Annotated in this window: 14 protein-coding genes and 3 pseudogenes; 2 read left to right on the forward strand and 15 right to left on the reverse strand. The window is 70.6% G+C overall.

What is annotated here, in order from left to right; all coding sequences use genetic code 11:
• Nucleotides 1–417: 417 nt before the first annotated feature.
• Nucleotides 418–906, forward strand: a pseudogene (locus BM536_RS43010) (allophanate hydrolase-related protein); the annotation flags it as partial.
• A gap of 72 nt (nucleotides 907–978) precedes the next feature.
• Here the strand turns inward: BM536_RS43010 and BM536_RS20230 are convergent.
• The 11 genes and pseudogenes from BM536_RS20230 to BM536_RS20280 all read right to left on the reverse strand — a co-directional run bounded on the left by BM536_RS20230 (nucleotide 979) and on the right by BM536_RS20280 (nucleotide 12,422).
• Nucleotides 979–3,830 (reverse strand): annotated as a pseudogene (locus BM536_RS20230) (DEAD/DEAH box helicase).
• Between the two features lie 132 nt (nucleotides 3,831–3,962).
• Nucleotides 3,963–4,907 carry a twin-arginine translocase subunit TatC gene (gene tatC, locus BM536_RS20235; protein WP_073495319.1) on the reverse strand — a complete coding sequence of 315 codons (945 nt, stop codon included), beginning with the start codon at nucleotides 4,905–4,907 and terminating at the stop codon, nucleotides 3,963–3,965.
• Between the two features lie 47 nt (nucleotides 4,908–4,954).
• Nucleotides 4,955–5,242: a Sec-independent protein translocase subunit TatA gene (gene tatA, locus BM536_RS20240; RefSeq protein WP_073495322.1), complete on the reverse strand. Its 288-nt coding sequence runs from the start codon at nucleotides 5,240–5,242 to the stop codon at nucleotides 4,955–4,957.
• Nucleotides 5,243–5,503: 261 nt separating this feature from the next.
• Nucleotides 5,504–5,698: a hypothetical protein gene (locus tag BM536_RS20245; protein WP_073495325.1), complete on the reverse strand. Its 195-nt coding sequence runs from the start codon at nucleotides 5,696–5,698 to the stop codon at nucleotides 5,504–5,506.
• Between the two features lie 20 nt (nucleotides 5,699–5,718).
• Nucleotides 5,719–6,012 (reverse strand): hypothetical protein, encoded by a 294-nt coding sequence (locus BM536_RS20250; protein WP_073495328.1) that lies wholly within the window; start codon nucleotides 6,010–6,012, stop codon nucleotides 5,719–5,721.
• A pseudogene (locus BM536_RS20255) lies at nucleotides 6,009–7,090 on the reverse strand (helix-turn-helix transcriptional regulator). Before BM536_RS20255 ends, BM536_RS20250 begins: the two are co-directional and overlap by 4 nt.
• Nucleotides 7,091–7,108: 18 nt before the next feature.
• The gene (locus BM536_RS20260; RefSeq protein ID WP_094103292.1) at nucleotides 7,109–8,086 is read right to left on the reverse strand and encodes a helix-turn-helix transcriptional regulator; all 978 of its coding nucleotides are present in this window, start codon (nucleotides 8,084–8,086) and stop codon (nucleotides 7,109–7,111) included.
• Between the two features lie 130 nt (nucleotides 8,087–8,216).
• On the reverse strand, nucleotides 8,217–8,588 hold the full coding sequence (locus BM536_RS20265) for an FKBP-type peptidyl-prolyl cis-trans isomerase (protein WP_073495330.1): 372 nt from the start codon (nucleotides 8,586–8,588) through the stop codon (nucleotides 8,217–8,219).
• A gap of 60 nt (nucleotides 8,589–8,648) precedes the next feature.
• The gene (locus BM536_RS20270) at nucleotides 8,649–9,659 is read right to left on the reverse strand and encodes an FKBP-type peptidyl-prolyl cis-trans isomerase (protein ID WP_073495333.1); all 1,011 of its coding nucleotides are present in this window, start codon (nucleotides 9,657–9,659) and stop codon (nucleotides 8,649–8,651) included.
• A 132-nt stretch (nucleotides 9,660–9,791) separates the two neighbouring features.
• Nucleotides 9,792–11,153 (reverse strand): Pup--protein ligase, encoded by a 1,362-nt coding sequence (pafA, locus tag BM536_RS20275; protein WP_073495336.1) that lies wholly within the window; start codon nucleotides 11,151–11,153, stop codon nucleotides 9,792–9,794.
• Between the two features lie 9 nt (nucleotides 11,154–11,162).
• The gene (locus BM536_RS20280) at nucleotides 11,163–12,422 is read right to left on the reverse strand and encodes an MFS transporter (RefSeq protein WP_094103293.1); all 1,260 of its coding nucleotides are present in this window, start codon (nucleotides 12,420–12,422) and stop codon (nucleotides 11,163–11,165) included.
• 120 nt (nucleotides 12,423–12,542) lie between these two features.
• Here BM536_RS20280 and BM536_RS20285 point away from each other — a divergent pair, with 120 nt between their 5' ends.
• Nucleotides 12,543–13,556: a LacI family DNA-binding transcriptional regulator gene (locus BM536_RS20285; protein WP_170109936.1), complete on the forward strand. Its 1,014-nt coding sequence runs from the start codon at nucleotides 12,543–12,545 to the stop codon at nucleotides 13,554–13,556.
• Between the two features lie 57 nt (nucleotides 13,557–13,613).
• Here the strand turns inward: BM536_RS20285 and prcA are convergent, their stop codons facing one another.
• From prcA to dop, 4 genes are all read right to left on the reverse strand, one after another.
• A complete protein-coding gene (gene prcA / locus BM536_RS20290) occupies nucleotides 13,614–14,360 on the reverse strand; it encodes a proteasome subunit alpha (protein WP_073495340.1) in 747 nt (248 codons plus the stop codon).
• 58 nt (nucleotides 14,361–14,418) lie between these two features.
• Nucleotides 14,419–15,264, reverse strand: a complete 846-nt coding sequence (gene prcB / locus BM536_RS20295; RefSeq protein ID WP_073495343.1) for a proteasome subunit beta — start codon at nucleotides 15,262–15,264, stop codon at nucleotides 14,419–14,421.
• 212 nt (nucleotides 15,265–15,476) lie between these two features.
• Nucleotides 15,477–15,695, reverse strand: coding sequence for a ubiquitin-like protein Pup (locus BM536_RS20300; protein ID WP_073495346.1), 219 nt, complete (start codon nucleotides 15,693–15,695; stop codon nucleotides 15,477–15,479).
• A gap of 188 nt (nucleotides 15,696–15,883) precedes the next feature.
• Nucleotides 15,884–17,395: a depupylase/deamidase Dop gene (dop, locus tag BM536_RS20305; protein WP_342748830.1), complete on the reverse strand. Its 1,512-nt coding sequence runs from the start codon at nucleotides 17,393–17,395 to the stop codon at nucleotides 15,884–15,886.
• Nucleotides 17,396–17,422: the final 27 nt, after the last annotated feature.

Consider the following 17,422-nt stretch of genomic DNA (forward strand, 5'->3'; position numbering starts at 1 on the left):
CCACTCGCACACTGTGCGTAACGGCGTACGGGCGCGCGAGAACCCTCACCGGGACGGGTGAATCGGAGGGGCGAGGCCGCCGTCAGGCGCCGGCGATGCGCAGCGCCGCGTCGCCGGTGGCGCGGGCGAAGTCCGAGACGGGCCGCCCGGGGCCGGAGCGGTGGACGTGTGCAGCAGTTCGGCGCGCGGCTCCAGCCCACTGTCGCGCCGCTGCGCGGCACGCGACCGGCCGACTCGGCGCCCACTGCTCGTCCCCATGCGTTCGACCTCGCACACGGCACCGGACGACGACCTGGCGAGAGACCAGCGGACGGCGACCTGGGGGGCCGGTACTTTCGGCTCCGCGTGGCCGGTACTTTCGGCTCCGCGTGGCCGGTGCTTTCGTCCCCGCAAGGCCGACGCCCTCAGCTCCACAGGGCCGGTGCTTTCGTCCCCGCAAGGCCCGCACCCTCAGCTCCACACGGCCGGTGCTTTCGTCTCCGGCAGTCGCTGCGCACCGAGGAACGGCTCACCCGCGTCGCGGACCTGCTCCGGCCCGACGCGTACGTCGCCGTGACGGGCGCTCATCTGACCAGGCGGCCGCTGAACCAGCCTGTCCCTGGCCGCCGTACTGGACCGTACGACGACGGCCCCCGTGTACCGTCTGCACGCCCGGACGTCCCCGCCGAAGCCAAGTCTCGTGCACGTGGGCGAGGGAGGCGCGCCGGTCGAGGTGGAGGTCCGGCGTCTCCCGGCGGCGGGCCTGGGCGGGCTGCTGTCCGCCCTCCCCCGTCCGATGGCACCCTGGGCCGCATCACCCTCACCGACGGCGCGGAACTCCCGGGCTTCCTCTGCGAACCGTCGGCTCTGACGGACGCGGAGGACATCACGGAGTACGGAGGGTGGCGGGCGTACCTGGCCCGCTGAGGCGAGCGGGGGGCCTGTTCCGTCGACCGGTCCAGACCGCCCGCCGCCCGCCGCCGCCGACGGCGCGGCGTCTCAGCCCACCGACGAGTACGCCACGACGCCCCGCAACAGCGCGTCGACCGCCTTGCGGGCGTTCTTCGCCACCGACGAACTCTCCGGGGGCGCCGCCGCCGCGATCTGCCCGAGGACGTCGATGACCTGCTTGCACCACCGCACGAAGTCCCCGGCCGGCATCTCGACCTCCCGCAGGACCTCGTCGAGGCCCTTGCCGGAGGCCCACATGTAGGCGGCCCAGGCGAAGCCGAGGTCGGGCTCGCGCTGCCCGACGCCCTCGGTCTGGCTGATCCGGAAGTCCTCCTCCAGGGCGTCCAGCCGACCCCAGATCCGCACCATTTCGCCGAGCGCGGCCTTGGCCCCGCCCGAGGGCAGCTTCGGCGCCAGCGCGTCGTCGCTGCTCCGGGCCTCGAACACCAGCGCCGAGACGCACGCGGCGAGTTCGGCGGGGGTCAGGCCGTCCCACACCCCGGCCCGCAGGCACTCGCTCGCCAGCAGGTCCAACTCGCCGTAGAGCCGGGCCAGCCGCTTGCCGTGCTCGGTGACCTCGTTGCCCCGCAGGTAGTCCAGCTCGGTCAGCAGGGCCACGATCCGGTCGAAGGTGCGGGCGATGGTGTTCGTCCGGCCCTCGATCCGGCGCTCCAGCTGCGAGGTGTCGCGCAGCAGCCGGTAGTAGCGCTCGGCCCAGCGGGCGTGGTCCTCGCGGTCGGAGCAGCCGTGGCAGGGATGGGCGCGCAGCGCGGCGCGCAGGCGGGCGATCTCCCGGTCGTCGGCGGCCTGGGACCGGCCCCTGCGGGAGCGCTCCGGCTCGATGTGCCCGGCCTTGGTGCGCAGCGCGGAGGCGAGGTCCCGGCGGGACTGCGGCGAGCGCGGATTGAACGACTTGGGGATGCGCATCCGCTCCAGCGCCTCGATCGGCACCGGGAAGTCCATCGCGGCCAGCCGCTTGACCTGCCGCTCGGCGGTCAGGACGAGCGGGCGCGGCCCGTCCTGGTGCTCGAAGCCACGATGGCCGTTGGCCCGCCCGGCGGGCAGGCCCGGGTCGAGGACCAGCGCCAGCCCGGCGTACTTGCCGGTGGGCACGTGGATGACGTCGCCCGGCTTCAGCTTCTCCAGCGCCACCGCCGCCTCGGCCCGCCGCTGGGCCGCGCCCTGCTTGGCCAGCTCCGTCTCGCGGTCCTTGAGTTCGCGGCGCAGGCGCGCGTACTCCTCGAAGTCGCCGAGGTGGCAGGTCATGGAGGTCTTGTAGCCCTCCAGGCCCTCCTCGTTGCGCTGCACCTGCCGCGAGATCCCGACGACCGACCGGTCGGCCTGGAACTGCGCGAAGGAGGTCTCCAGCAGCTCGCGCGAACGATGCCGCCCGAACTGCTGCACCAGGTTGACCGCCATGTTGTACGACGGCTTGAAGCTGGAGCGCAGCGGGTACGTGCGGGTGCCCGCGAGACCGGCCAGGTGGTCGGGGTTCATGGCGCGCTGCCACAGCACGACGGCGTGGCCCTCGACATCGATGCCGCGTCGGCCCGCACGGCCGGTGAGCTGGGTGTACTCGCCGGGGGTGATGTCGGCGTGCTGTTCGCCGTTCCACTTGACGAGCTTCTCCAGCACCACCGAGCGGGCGGGCATGTTGATGCCGAGCGCGAGGTCTCGGTGGCGAAGACGGCCTTGACCAGTCCGCGCACGAACAGCTCCTCGACGACCTCCTTGAAGGTCGGCAGCATGCCCGCGTGGTGGGCGGCGATGCCCCGCTCCAGGCCCTCCAGCCACTCGTAGTAGCCGAGGACGTGCAGGTCCTCGTCGGGGATGGCGGCGGTGCGCTCCTCCACCAGGGAGCGGACCCGCTCGCGCGCGTCCTCGTCGTTGAGCCGCAGCCCGGCGTACAGGCACTGCTGGACGGCGGCCTCGCAGGCGGCACGGCTGAAGATGAACGTGATCGCGGGCAGCAGGCCTTCGGCGTCGAGCCGCTCGATGACCTCCGGCCGCCCGGGCGTCCACACCCTCGACCGCTGCCTGCGCTCGCGCTCCCGGTCCGCCTCGCGGATGTTCCGGCCACGCTTGCGGTCCTGGTACGACGGCCGGCTGGCCTCCATGCGGGCCAGCCGCGCGAGGTCGGGGTTGACGGCCTTGCGGTGGCCCTCGCCCTCCTCGAACAGGTCGTACATCCGCCGTCCGGCGAGCACGTGCTGGAACAGCGGCACGGGCCGGTGCTCGGAGACGATCACCTCGGTGTCACCGCGCACGGTGTCGAGCCAGTCGCCGAACTCCTCGGCGTTGGACACGGTCGCCGAGAGCGAGATCAGCGTGACCGACTCGGGGAGGTGGATGATCACCTCCTCCCACACGGCGCCCCGGAAGCGGTCGGAGAGGTAGTGCACCTCGTCCATCACCACGTACCCGAGGCCGAGGAGGGTCTGCGAACCGGCGTACAGCATGTTGCGCAGGACCTCGGTGGTCATCACGATCACCGGGGCATCGGAGTTGACGCTGTTGTCGCCGGTGAGCAGGCCGACCTTGTCCGCGCCGTAGCGACGGCACAGGTCGGAGTACTTCTGGTTGGACAGCGCCTTGATGGGTGTCGTGTAGAAGCACTTCTTGCCCTGCTTGAGGGCGAGGTGGACGGCGAACTCGCCGACGATCGTCTTGCCCGAGCCGGTGGGGGCGGCCACCAGGACGCCCTTGCCCGACTCGAGCGCCTGGCAGGCCTCGATCTGGAAGGGGTCGAGGCCGAAGTCGTACATCTCGCGGAAGGAGGCGAGCGCGGTGGCCTGCTCGACAGCACGCTTACGGGCTGCCGCGTACCGCTCGGCCGGTGAGAGGTCCTCTGTCATCGTGCTTTCGAGCGTACCGGGCCGCACTGACAACAGGACGATCATTATCCGGATCCACTGCCGGGAAACCCGCGTCCGCGCAGTTCAGGGCCTCACGATGGCTGCCTCCACGGGGCACAAGGCAAGCGGCCGGGCGCCGCATGGGCGCCCCGGCCGCGAGGGAGATCCGTCCAGTGCTCAGGTCACGTCGTCGTAGCCGTTGACCCGCTCCGCGGTCGCCTGCTCGGGCAGCGCCCGGCTGGGGGCCACGGCCTCGACCTCGCCGATGGCCTCGGGGGTGAGATCCAGCTCGGAGGCCTCGTCGTCGGCGGGGGCCAGGGCGTCCCGGCGGCGCCTGCGGCGGTCGTTCAGCAGGGAGAAGCCGGTCGCGAGGAAATAGAGGATCCAGATCGGCCCGGCGAGAGCCAGCATGGTCAGCGGGTCGGTGCTGGGCGTGGCCACGGCCGCGAAGACCGTGATGCCCATGATCATGCCGCGCCACCAGTTCATCATGCGGCGGCCGGTCAGCGCCCCGGTCAGGTTGAGCATGACCAGCAGGAGGGGCAGCTCGAAGGAGAGGCCGAAGACGAGCACCATGCGGACGATGAGGTCGAGCAGATCGTCCAGCGGAAGCTGGTTGTCCAGATCCGCCGGCGAGAACTCGAGGAGCACCTTCGCCATCGTAGGCAGCGTCTTGTAGGCGAAGAAGGCGCCGCCGAGGAACAGCGGTACACCGGTGCCGACGAAGGCATAGGCGTACTTGCGCTCGTGCTTGTGCAGTCCCGGCGCGACGAAGCCCCACAACTGGTAGAGCCAGACCGGCGACGCGAAGATCACACCCGCCATCAGGGAGACCTTCAGGGCGAGCGTGAACGGGGTCAGCAGGCCGTTCAGCACGATGCGGGCGCAGTTGCCGCTGCTCTGCTGCGCCAGCTCGGAGAAGGTCGAATCGCACCCCACCGCGGTCAGGATCGGGTTCGTGAAGAACTCGATGATGTCCTTGTAGAAGAAGGCGGCGACGATGGTCACGGCGACGATGGCCAGCAACGCCTTCGCGAGCCGGTTGCGCAGCTCACGAAGGTGTTCCGCGAGGGGCATCCGCCCCTCCGGGTCCTTCTCCTTCTTGCGGGCAGACTTGAGCAACCCACGTTCCCATCTCGTGCGGCGGGCCGGAGGTCACCGGCCCTGCGTCAGCGCTTGGTCGAATCCGTGGGCTCGCTGACCGGGCGCGAGCTGGTCACGTCACCGGGGGACGCCTGGATCGTGCGCTGAGCGGGGGGCTGCTCGCCCTCGTTGGGCGGACCGGCCGGGGTGGCCGTGCTGCTGCCCTCGTCCTTCATCGCCTTGGCCTCGCTCTTGAGGATGCGCGCGGACTTGCCGAGCGAGCGCGCCATGTCCGGAAGCTTCTTCGCGCCGAACAGCAGGATGATGACGACGAGGATGAGAATGATCTCGGGGGCGCCGAGCCTTCCGAACATAAGTCTTTACCTTCTCACCGAGGCGGCTGGGTGGGACTGCTGTCCGACCGGCCGGACAGGTGTCCGAGCGATCGTGCTGACAGCGATCGTAACGCTCAGGGGTAAACGTGAGGCAATCCCCGTGCGTACTCCCGGTCCGCGTTCCGGGCCTCGTTCTCCGGACCGCGACCAGCAGCGTACCTGTCCGAACCGCCGGGGCGGGAGGGCGAAGTGACCCAAAACGTGTTCCGCGCGGGACTCACAGGAAGGCCACAGCGGTACTCACACGGAGTCCACAGCCCGGGCCGCGCTCAGGGACGCCCGCTCCAGTTCCTCGGCCGCGCGGTTGATGCGCTGCGCGGAATCCGCCACCTGCCTGCCGAGGCGCTCCGCCTCCAGGAAGACCCGGACGGCGAACACCGCGAGAACGGCGAGACCCAGAAAACCCACGGCTACCGCGAACATCGGCCAGAACATGACGCCGAGCCTAGACCTTGCTACGGCATCTGCAGCCGCAGGGTCCTGACGCCGCCCCCGGTGAGCAGTTCGACGACCCGCTCACCGGCCGGCTTGCGCACGGCGGCACCGCAGTCCGGGCAGGTGAAGGAGTAGAACGTGGTGCGGCTGGAGCCGCCGATGGTCAGGCGCAGCGCGCCCGCGGCGAGTTCGAAACGGCCGCGGCAGTCCGGGCAGCCGGCCCGGAAGACCACCGGGGTCACGCTCCTCATACCCGAGAACGCCGAGGCCACCGAGATGTCCCGCACACCGGACGTCGTCACCGACTCGCTCACAGCTGCTGCTCCCGCCCCTCGATCCGCTCCCGTACCCGCCCGGTGCTCCCACCGAAGGTGTCCGCCGTGCCGCCGTACGCCTCGACGCCCGCGGCCTCCACCCCGTCGTACGCCGCCAGTGCCTCGCGGGCGGCGCGGCGGGCGCTGTCGGCGAGGTCCTGCGGCGAGACGATGCGGCCGTCGCGGCCGAGCCGCAGTGCCAGGCGCCGCAGCGAGGCCGGCTCGGGCGTGCGCACAGTGATGCGCAGTCCGCCGTCGGGCAGTTCGTCGGCGCTGTCGTGCGGGTAGTACTCGGCGACCCAGCGCCCGCCGGGTCCCACCTCGACGACGACCTCCGGGTCCTCCGCGGCGGGCTGGACCAGTCCCTCCGACAGGTCGCGCAGTTCGACCTCGGGCGGCGCGGAGGGCTCGTCGAGGATCTTGATCTCGGCGACCCGGTCGAGGCGGAAGGTGCGGCGCGCCTCGGAGCGGCGGCACCAGGCCTCGACGTACGTGTGCCCGACGCTGACCAGGCGGATGGGGTCGATCTCGCGCTCGGTGACCTCGTCACGGGCGGGCGAGTAGTAGCGGATCCACAGCCGGCGGCGCTCGGAGATCGCCCGGTCGACGTCGGCGAAGACACCGCCCTCGGCCTCGAAGGTCACCGACAGGCGCGAGCTGGCGCCCGCCGCCTCCCCGGCCGCGGTCTCCACCTTGGCGGTGGCCCGCAGCAGCGCCTGGCGGTCGCTCTCGCGCAAGCCCGGCAGGGTCGCCACCGCGCGGGCGGCCACCAGCAGCGCGGTCGCTCGTCGGCGGCCAGCCGCAGCGGCTCGGCGGCGTCCGCGCCGAGGGCGGCCGGGTTGTGCCACCAGATCCGCTCACCGTCGGTGTCGATGTCCAGCAGGTCACCGCCGCGGAAGCTGGTGCCGCACATGGGCAGCACGTCGAGGTCGGAGACCAGCTCGTCCTCGGTGATCCCGAAGGCCCGTGCCACGTCCTCGATGCGCGCTCCGGGACGCTCCCGCAGATACGTCACCAGGGAGAGCATCCGCCGGGTCTGGTCGATCGCGTTCGCCGGCCTGACCGGTTTGCCTGCCACTGTGTTGCTCGCTCCCCCTCAGCCCTTGGCCACGGCGCGCAGCCGGTCCACCACGTCGGCCCGCAGCTCCGCGGGTTCCAGCACCACCACATCCGGCCCGAACTCCACCAGCCAGGCGTCCAGCCCGTGCCCGTACGGAATCTCCAACTCGTCCCAGCCGTCGTCGAGTTCCCGCACCGCGGTGGCCCTCGCCCGCAAGGGGTACCCGGAGCCGCCGCGCAGCCGGATCAGCGCGCTGCGGTCGGCGTTCTCCCCCGCCCAGCTCGCGACGGTCTCACGGACGGTGACGACGTCGGGCACGGGCGCGGTGAACGCCGTGCCGCGCGAGCGCACCTTGCCGGTGATCCGGGAGAGCCGGAAGACGCGCTCGGCGCCCCGGTCACGGTCCCAGCCGGCGAGGTACCAGTGGCCGCGCCAGCACTCCAGCGCCCATGGCTCGACGTGCCGGGGCTCGGGGCGAGCGGCGGTGGCCTTGCGGTAGTCGAAGAGGACGGGCCGGCGGTCGCGGCAGGCCAGCATCAGCGGCTCGAAGGCGGCCTCGTGGACGGGGATGCGCGGCTCCAGAGCACTGTGCGGCTCGTACGGGTCGACGTCCTCGGGCAGTCCGGCCGCGCGCAGCTTCTGGAGAGCACCGCTGGCCGCGCCGGCGAGCCTGGCCTGCTGCCACACCTTGGCGGCCAGGCCCAGGGCGGCGGCCTCCTCGGCGTCGAGGGTGATGGGCGGCAGACGGTTGCTGTCACGGCGGGCGAGGTAGCCGACCTCGCCGTCCAGGCTCTCGACGGTCTCGATGACGAGACCCAGCTCGCGCAGGTCGTCCTTGTCCCGCTCGAACATCCGGTTGAAGGAATCGTCCGAGCCGGCCGCACCCCTGCCCGGACCGAACGCCTCGACGTAGGCCTCGATGGAGTCGCGCAGCTCGCGCTTGCTGAGCGGCCGCCGCGTCCCGAGCAGACACAGCGCCAGGTTCATCAGCCGCTCTGCCTTGGCAATGGCCATCGACGCCCTTCGCCTTTCCTATGGTGCTTCCGACGGATGACCGTACCGCTCCGCGGTGTCCGGGCAAAAGCCGAGGGCCCATGCCCGGACAGGCATGGGCCCCAACTGGTCGAGACCGGTCGTACGACGATCAGACCCCGAGCAGGTCGACCACGAAGATCAGCGTCTCGCCGGGCTTGATCGCCGGCGTCGGGCTCTGGTTGCCGTAGGCGAGGTGGGCCGGGATGGTCAGCTGGCGACGGCCGCCGACCTTCATGCCCTGTACGCCCTGGTCCCAGCCCTTGATGACCCGGCCGCCGCCGAGCGGGAAGCGGAAGGGGGTGCCGCGGTTCCAGCTGGCGTCGAACTCCTCGCCGGTGCTGAAGGCGACACCGACGTAGTGCACGGAGACGGTCTGGCCCGCCTGCGCCACCTCACCGTCGCCCTCCCAGATGTCCTTGATCTCGAGGTCCGCCGGGGGCTCGCCGCCCGGGAAGTCGATCTCGGGCTTCTCGATGCTCACGTCTTACGCTCCTGCTTGTTCGCGGAAAGGCAACAGGCACAGTCTTACATCACGGCGGCGTCACATCTTCGCGAGGATGTCCACCGTGAAGACCATCGTGGAGTCCTTCTCGATGCCGCTGCCGGCCGGCGGCTGGTCGCCGTACCCCAGGTCGGGCGGGATGACGATGACGACGCGGCTGCCGACCTTCCTGCCGGTCAGGCCCTGGCCCCAGCCCTTGACGACCTGCTGGAGCGAGAACGAGGTCAGCGCGGAGTTCTTGTACGTGGAGTCGAACTCCTTGCCGGTGTCCCAGACGACGCCCTTGTACTGCACGAGGACGGTGTTGTCGGCCGCGACCACCTCGCCGTCGCCCTCGATGACGTATTCCGCCACGAGCTTCTTCGGCGGATCGGTCTTGGGGATCTTGACGGAAGGGGCCTTGCCGTCGGTGTTGGTGCCGACCACCGGGACGGCCGCGTCATCCTGCGGCACGTTCTTGCCCTTGGCCGAGCTCCTGGCGTTGAAGGTGTCCTGGATGTCGAACACGAACACCAGCGTGTCGGTGCCCTTGATGCCCGCCTCCGCGTTGCCCTCCTTGCCGAAGCCCCAGGTGGGCGGGACGGCGAACTCCACACGGCTGCCGGTCTTCTTGCCGGTGAGGGCGTAACGCCAGCCCTCCATGGTGCTGCCCTGCGCGATCTGGGCGAGCAGGGGCGCCTTGCGCTCGTAGGAATTGTCCAGGACCTTCCCGGTGTCCCAGATCTGGCCGAGGTAGTGGGCCTGGATGTAGTCGCCCTCCGCGACCGTCTGACCGCCGCCCGCGATGACCGTCCTGACGGCGAGCTGGTCGGAGGGCTCGCCACTGCCCTTGGCGACCGTCGGCTTCTCCCCGAACTTCGTGCCCGCGGTGATCGCCGGCAGCGGGCCGTCGACGATCTTGGGGGCGGGCGCGGCGGAGGGGGCCGAGGCGGAGGGCGACGCACTGCTGTCGACCGCACTCGACGAATCGGACGTGTCGTCGTCCCCGCATCCGGCGAGTGTGACCAGTCCTGCGGGCACGGCGGCGAGAATGAGTGAGCGTCGGCGCACGGTGGGGGCCTCGTAATCGGTTGATCTCGGCTGATGGCGTGCGCGCAACTCTACGGCGTGAGAAGGGCGCCGTACGGGTAACGTACGGCGCCCGTGTTGCGTTCCGGCATTACCGGGGAACGCGTGGCCCGGTCACATACCGGCGATCAGCTTCTCCACCCGGTCGTCCACCGAACGGAACGGGTCCTTGCACAACACGGTGCGCTGTGCCTGGTCGTTGAGCTTGAGATGGACCCAGTCGACGGTGAAGTCCCGCCGCTGTTCCTGCGCCCGGCGGATGAAGTCGCCGCGCAACCGTGCCCGAGTGGTCTGCGGGGGGACCGACTTGCCTTCGAAGATCTTCAAGTCGTTGCAGATCCGGGCGGCTTGGCCCTTGCGTTCCAGCAGGTAGTACAGGCCACGACGGCGGTGGATGTCGTGGTAGGCGAGGTCTATCTGCGCCACGCGCGGGTTCGACATGGTCATGTTGTGCTTGGCCCGGTACCGCTCGATGAGCTTGTACTTCATCACCCAGTCGATCTCGGTGCCGATGCGGTCGAGGTCCTCGGCCTCGATCGCGTCCAGCGTGCGGCCCCACAGCTCCAGGACCTGGTCGACGGTGCCGGTGCGGATGCCACGGCGCTCGACGAAGTCGACGGCCTTGTCGTAGTACTCGCGCTGCACCTCGAGGGCGGAGGCCTCGCGGCCGCTGGCCAGGCGCACCTTGCGCCGACCGGTGATGTCGTGGCTGACCTCGCGGATCGCCCGGATCGGGTTCTCCAGGGTGAGGTCGCGCATCACCGTGCCCGCCTCGATCATGCGCAGCACCAGGTCGGTCGCCCCGACCTTGAGCAGCATGGTCGTCTCGGACATGTTCGAGTCGCCCACGATGACGTGCAGCCGGCGGTAGCGCTCGGCGTCGGCGTGCGGTTCGTCGCGGGTGTTGATGATGGGCCGCGAGCGGGTCGTCGCCGAGGAGACGCCCTCCCAGATGTGCTCGGCCCGCTGACTGACGCAGAAGACGGCCCCGCGGGGCGTCTGGAGCACCTTGCCGGCGCCGCACAGGAGCTGCCGGGTCACCAGGAAGGGGATGAGGATGTCCGCGAGCCGGGAGAACTCCCCGTGCCGGGCCACCAGATAGTTCTCGTGGCAACCGTAGGAGTTGCCCGCCGAGTCGGTGTTGTTCTTGAAGAGGTAGACGTCGCCCGCGATTCCTTCCTCGTGCAGGCGTCGTTCCGCGTCCACCAGGAGTCCTTCGAGAATGCGCTCGCCGGCCTTGTCGTGGGTGACCAGTTCGGTCACGTTGTCACATTCGGGTGTCGCGTATTCCGGATGCGATCCCACGTCGAGATAGAGGCGGGCGCCGTTCCGCAGAAAGACATTGCTGCTTCGGCCCCATGACACGACACGGCGGAAGAGGTATCGCGCCACCTCGTCAGGCGACAGGCGGCGCTGTCCCCTGAACGTGCACGTGACGCCGTACTCGTTCTCCAGCCCGAAAATGCGGCGGTCCATGAGTGAACATTACGCCCGATCCCCTGAACTGAAACGGGGTTCGGCAGCACGGTTTGGATCATTTTCCGACGAAGCCGCGACAAGCCCACTTCCGGCGGGAAGCGCGAGTACCCGCCCCGTGGCCAGCAAAACCACCAGGGCCACGGCACCCGCCGCGCCCGGAACGACGAACCCCCACTGGGCGCCACCCGCCTCGACGACCGGCCCCGCCACCGCCGTTCCCAGCGAGTGGCCGACCGTGAACGTCGTGACCAGCCAGGAGAACGCCTCGGTGACCGTGCCGCGCGGCGCGTGCCGGTCGATGATGACGAAGGCGCAGGCGAGGACGGGCGCGAGGAACACACCGGCGAGCGCCGTGAGCGCCACCATGGCGACCGCGCCCGGGAGCAGCATGAGCGGCAGATAACACACCGCCAGAAACGCCACCAGGACCCGCAGTCGCCGCTCCGGCACCCCCACCCACTGCCGCGCCCCGTACGCGACACCGCCGACGAGCGCGCCGAGGCCCACGGCTGCCATCAGCCAGCCGTACACCACGTCACCGCCGTGGTCGTCGGCGTACGGCACGGCGGCCACCGTGATGGAGCCCAGGGCGATGCCGACGAACAGGAAGGCGCCCAGCAGTACGAGCAGGCCCGGCGAGCGCAGCGCGCCGAGCCAGTGCGCCTCGCGCGGGGCGGAGCGCCACGCGCGCGAGGGCGGCGAGAGGACCACGGTCAGCGCGCCGAGGACGCCGAGCGCGTTGAGGACCAGGAGCGCGGCCTGCGCCGACCAGAGCGAGGTGCACAGCGTCACCAGCAGCGGTCCGACGGCGAACATCACCTCCTGCGCCACCGCGTCCATGGCGTACGCGGTGTGCACCTGGTCCTCCCGTCGCAGCACCGACGGCCACAGCGCCCGCAGGCCGCCCTCCAGGGGCGGGGTGAACAGCCCGGCGGCCGCGACGGAGACGTAGGCGAGCGCGAGCAGGTCGGTGCCGGTGAAGGCGAAGACGGCCATGGCGAGGGCCGCGGCGAGCGCGGCGGGCAACTGCACGCGCGGCTGGCCGCGCAGGTCGACCAGACGGCCGAGCAGGGGCTGGCCGACGGCGTTGGCGACGCCGTACACGGCCGCCAGGGCGCCCGCGAGGGTGTAGCTGCCGCCCTCGGCGCGCACGAAGAGCACGATCGCGATGGCGCCCGTGGCGTTGGGCAGCCGCCCCACGAGAGTGCCGGCGAGCAGCCGGGCAGCGTGTCTCGCCCTGAGGATCTCGAGGTATCCCGCGGCCATGTCCCGCCTCCGTCGGCTCACCCGAGGCGGTCCACCCCGCCCAGGTTTTACGTATAACGTGTCTCGGTCATACGTACCATGTGCGCTGTTCACCCGTCCATACGAAAGAGCAGGCCCACGGTGGCACGAGCCAGCACGCGCCCCACGAGCCGTGACGTCGCCCGGGCCGCGGGGGTGTCCCAGGCCGCCGTCTCGCTCGTCCTCGGCGACAAGTGGCGCGGCCGGGTCTCCGAGGCCACCGCCGAGCGGGTACGCCAGGCCGCCCGGGACCTCGGCTACCGGCCCAACCTGGCCGCCCGCAACCTGCGCCTGGGCCGCACCCGCACGGTCCTCCTCGTCGTTCCGGAGCTGACCACCGAGTTCTTCGCCGGCGTCTACACGGGCGCGGCCCGCCTGGCCGCCGCCCACGGCTTCGGCGTCGTGCTCTACCCCTCCCCCGAAGGCATCGGCCCGGCCCCGGACCCCTTCGCCTCCGCCCCGGCCGCCCTGGACGGTGTGCTGGCCTCGTCCATGGCCGCCGACGCCCTCACCGCCATCCGCGGCGACCAGCTGCCCCTCGTCATGCTCGACAGCGACCCGGCCGGCAGCCTCGGCTCCGCCACCGTCAACCTGGACATCGCCGACGGCGCCCGCCGGATCGCCGACCACCTGCTGGACCTCGGCCACCGGCACTTCCTGCACCTTGCGGCGGACGTGCCGTCCTGGACCTTCGCGGTGCGCGCGCGGGAACTGGCCGGCCGCGTCGCGGCCGTGTCCGGCACCTCCCTGCGGACCGCCCCCACCCCGATGACCATCGAGGGCGCCCTCACGGCGACGGAGGCGGCCCTGGACGCCCCCGGTCCCCCTCCCACCGCCATCGTCTGCGACGACGACAAACTCGCCGCCGGCGTCTACAAGGCCCTCAGGCGGCGCGGACTGCGGGTCCCCGACGACGTCTCCGTCACCGGCGTGGACGACATCGCGCTCGCCGCCGCGCTCGATCCCGAGCTGACGACCGTCCGGCTGGACGCCGAACTCTTCGGGGAACGGGGCATGCGGGCCCTGCTGGCCGTCCTGGAGGGCCGCACGCCCGAGGAGGGGGAGATTCCGGTCGAACTGGTCGTCCGGGGCTCCACGGCCCCGCCCAGGGCCTGAGGAGACGCCTGTGCCCCGGCCGTGGAACCGGCCGGGGCACATCAGGAGCGGGTCGGGCTACTTCTCGTCGGGCTCCTCGGCGCTCTCCGCCTCGGTCGACGCTCCGTCGGTCTCCAGCAGCCGCCCCAGCTGCCCGCCGACGATCCGCTTGAACTTCCGCGACTGCGGCCGCGTACGGTCCAGCACCGCGACCTCCAGGCGCTCGGCGGGGATCTCCCGCTGCGTGCCGTTCGTGTCACGGGAGAGGGCCTGGACGGCGAGCTTCAGGGCCTCGGCGAGGCTCATGCCGTCCTGGTGACGCTGGTCCAGGTAGCTGCTGATCTGTTCGGCGTTGCCACCGACCGCGACCGAGCCGTGCTCGTCCACGATCGACCCGTCGTGCGGCAGCCGGTAGATCTGGTCACCGTCCGGCGTCTCACCGACCTCGGCCACCACCAGCTCCACCTCGTACGGCTTCTCGCCGGCCGAGGAGAAGATGGTGCCCAGCGTCTGGGCGTAGACGTTGGCGAGACCGCGGGCGGTCACGTCGTCACGGTCGTACGTGTAGCCGCGCAGATCGGCGTACCGAACGCCGCCGATGCGCAGGTTCTCGTACTCGTTGTACTTGCCGGCGGCGGCGAAGCCGATCCGGTCGTAGATCTCGCTGAACTTGTGCAGCGCGCGGGACGGGTTCTCGCCGACGAACACGATGCCGTCGGCGTACTGGAGCACGACCAGGCTGCGACCGCGGGCGATGCCCTTGCGCGCGTACTCCGCGCGGTCGGCCATCGCCTGCTGGGGTGAGACATAGAACGGCGTCGACACCGGTTATCCGTCCCTTTCTGTGGAAGTCACTCGATCACCTTGCCAAGGGGGCGGCCGGCTACAGCAGCGCGGCCCGGGGACCGTCCGGCTGCTCGAGACGGCGCGCCAGCACCGAGCGGGCGATCTCGGAGGACTCGTCGTCGGTGAGCCTGCGGAAACCGTCGTCGGTGATCACGGTGACGATGGGGTAGATCCGGCGGGCGACATCGGGACCACCGGTCGCCGAGTCGTCATCTGCCGCGTCGTAGAGCGCCTGGACCACGAGCGTCGTGGCCTCCTCCTCGCTCAGGTCGCGGCGGTACAGCTTCTTCATGGCGCCGCGCGCGAAGACCGAGCCCGAGCCGGTCGCCGCGAAGTTGTGCTCCTCGGAGCGGCCGCCGGTGACGTCGTAGGAGAAGATCCGGCCCCTGTCGCGGTCCACGTCGAACCCGGCGAAGAGCGGGACCACGGCCAGGCCCTGCATGGCCATGCCGAGGTTGGAGCGGATCATCGTCGACAGCCGGTTCGCCTTGCCCTCCAGCGACAGCTGGGCACCCTCGACCTTCTCGAAGTGCTCCAGCTCCAGCTGGAAGAGCTTGACCATCTCGACGGCCAGACCGGCGGTGCCGGCGATCCCGACGGCCGAGTACTCGTCGGCCGGGAAGACCTTCTCGATGTCGCGCTGCGCGATGACGTTGCCCATGGTGGCGCGGCGGTCACCGGCGAGCACCACACCACCGGGGAAGGTCACGGCCACGATCGTCGTCCCGTGCGGCGCCTCGACCACGCCCTGCATGGGCGGAAGTTGCCGGTTGCCGGGCAGCAGGTCCGGCTGGTGGTCGGACAGGAAGTCCATGAAAGAGGCGGATCCGGGCGTCAGGAAGGCTGCTGGCAGACGCCCGATGCCAAGGGAGTTGGCTTCCACGAGGTTCCTTCCGGATAGGCCGAATTCACAGGTGAAGCATCGGTATGCCAGGGACCCTACCCGGCCCGCGGCGGTGATCCACATGTCCCGCGGAACGCATCTCGCGGCACCCCGTCGGGGTGCGAGGACCGGTGAACCCGAAACAGGTGGCGGGCTTACCGGTCACTCACACCCCCGCACGCTTGAACCTTCACTTCGAAGGCAAAGACGGCTTACTGCCCGCCCTTTTGCACGAAGCTTCGCACGAAGTCCTCGGCGTTCTCCTCGAGCACGTCGTCGATCTCGTCCAGCACGGAGTCCACGTCGTCGTTCAGCTTCTCCTGACGCTCCTTGAGGTCCTCCGAGCCCTGCGTCTCGGCCGCCTGCTCCTCGACCTCCTCGGTGGAGCGCGTCGCCTTCTGCTGGCCGCCGCCGGTGTCCTTGGTCGCCATAACCCTCACCCCGCTCAGTTCGCCCGACATGGTCGACAGGTCGGCATCCTGCCGATCGGTGATGATCAGACCCTACAATCCGGGTCCGACATCGGCCCCGCAGTTGTCACAACGTACGGGGGCCACCTCGATGATTCCCGGGCACGGGGATTTCCACCCCGGGCGCCCAGGTGCGGCCGAGTACCCGTTCAGCCGCCCGACAAGACCCTGACCAGGTCTTCCGCGGTGCGGCAGCGGTCCAGCAGCGCCTTGACGTGATTTCGCGTTCCGCGAAGCGGTTCCAGGGTTGGAACGCGCTGGAGGCTGTCGCGGCCCGGCAGATCGAAGATGACCGAGTCCCAGGAGGCCGCGGCGACGTCGTCGGCGTACTGCTCCAGGCACCGGCCGCGGAAGTACGCGCGCGTGTCCTCCGGGGGCTTGCCCACGGCCCGGTCGACCTCCGCCTCGTCCAGGAGCCGCTTCACGCGCCCGCGGGCCACCAGGCGGTTGTAGAGGCCCTTGTCGGGCCGTACGTCGGCGTACTGGAGGTCGACCAGGTGCAGGCGGGCCGCGTCCCAGTCCAGGCTGTCGCGGCGCCGGTAGCCCTCCATCAGTTCGCGCTTGGCCACCCAGTCCAGCTCGCCGGCCAGGCTCATGGGGTCGGTCTCCAGACGCGTGAGGGTGTCCTCCCAGCGCGTCAGGACGTCCTTGGTCTGGTCGTCCGCGTCGGCGCCGTAACGCTCCTCCACGTACTTGCGCGCCAGCTCGAAGTACTCCATCTGCAGCTGGACCGCGGTGAGTGTGCGGCCGCTGCGCAGCGTGACCAGACGCTGCAGGCCGGGGTCGTGCGAGACCTGGTGGAGGGTGCGGACGGGTTGGTCCACCGCCAGGTCGACGTTGATGAAGCCGTCCTCGATCATCGACAGCACCAGGGCCGTGGTGCCGAGCTTGAGATAGGTGGAGATCTCCGAGAGGTTGGCGTCGCCGATGATCACGTGGAGGCGGCGGTACTTCTCGGCGTCGGCGTGCGGCTCGTCGCGGGTGTTGATGATCGGGCGCTTGAGTGTCGTCTCCAGACCGACCTCGACCTCGAAGTAGTCCGCACGCTGGCTGAGCTGGAAGCCGTGCTCGTGCCCGTCCTGGCCGATGCCGACCCGGCCCGCCCCGGTGAAGACCTGGCGGGAGACGAAGAACGGGGTGAGGTGGCGCACGATGTCCGAGAAGGCGGTCTCCCGCTTCATCAGGTAGTTCTCGTGCGTGCCGTAGGAGGCGCCCTTGTTGTCCGTGTTGTTCTTGTAGAGGTGGATCGGCTGGGCGCCCGGGAGCGCCGCGGCACGCTCGGCCGCCTCGGCCATGATCCGCTCGCCCGCCTTGTCCCACAGGACGGCGTCGCGCGGGTTGGTGACCTCGGGCGAGCTGTACTCGGGGTGGGCGTGGTCGACGTAGAGACGGGCGCCGTTGGTGAGGATCACGTTGGCGAGGCCGATGTCCTCGTCGGTGAGCTGGCTGGAGTCGGCGACCTCGCGGGCGAGGTCGAAGCCCCGCGCGTCCCGCAGCGGGTTCTCCTCCTCGAAGTCCCAGCGGGCCCGGCGGGCCCGGTGCATCGCCGCCGCGTAGGCGTTGACGATCTGGGACGAGGTGAGCATGGCATTGGCGTTCGGGTGACCGGGGACGGAGATCCCGTACTCCGTCTCGATGCCCATTACTCGCCGTACGGTCATGCGGCCCTCCTTGCCCGGCGGCACCCT

This window comes from Streptomyces phaeoluteigriseus (genome assembly GCF_001896135.2).
Taxonomy (GTDB): Bacteria; Actinomycetota; Actinomycetes; order Streptomycetales; family Streptomycetaceae; genus Streptomyces; species Streptomyces phaeoluteigriseus.

Excerpts from the sequence above, each read along its gene's own strand:
- tatA (WP_073495322.1), bottom strand. The coding sequence starts at position 5,242 with ATGTTCGGAAGGCTCGGCGCCCCCGAGATCATTCTCATCCTCGTCGTC.
- BM536_RS20245 (WP_073495325.1), bottom strand. The coding sequence starts at position 5,698 with ATGTTCTGGCCGATGTTCGCGGTAGCCGTGGGTTTTCTGGGTCTCGCC.
- BM536_RS20260 (WP_094103292.1), bottom strand. The coding sequence starts at position 8,086 with ATGGCCATTGCCAAGGCAGAGCGGCTGATGAACCTGGCGCTGTGTCTG.
- pafA (WP_073495336.1), bottom strand. The coding sequence starts at position 11,153 with ATGGACCGCCGCATTTTCGGGCTGGAGAACGAGTACGGCGTCACGTGC.
- BM536_RS20280 (WP_094103293.1), bottom strand. The coding sequence starts at position 12,422 with ATGGCCGCGGGATACCTCGAGATCCTCAGGGCGAGACACGCTGCCCGG.
- BM536_RS20300 (WP_073495346.1), bottom strand. The coding sequence starts at position 15,695 with ATGGCGACCAAGGACACCGGCGGCGGCCAGCAGAAGGCGACGCGCTCC.
- dop (WP_342748830.1), bottom strand. The coding sequence starts at position 17,395 with ATGACCGTACGGCGAGTAATGGGCATCGAGACGGAGTACGGGATCTCC.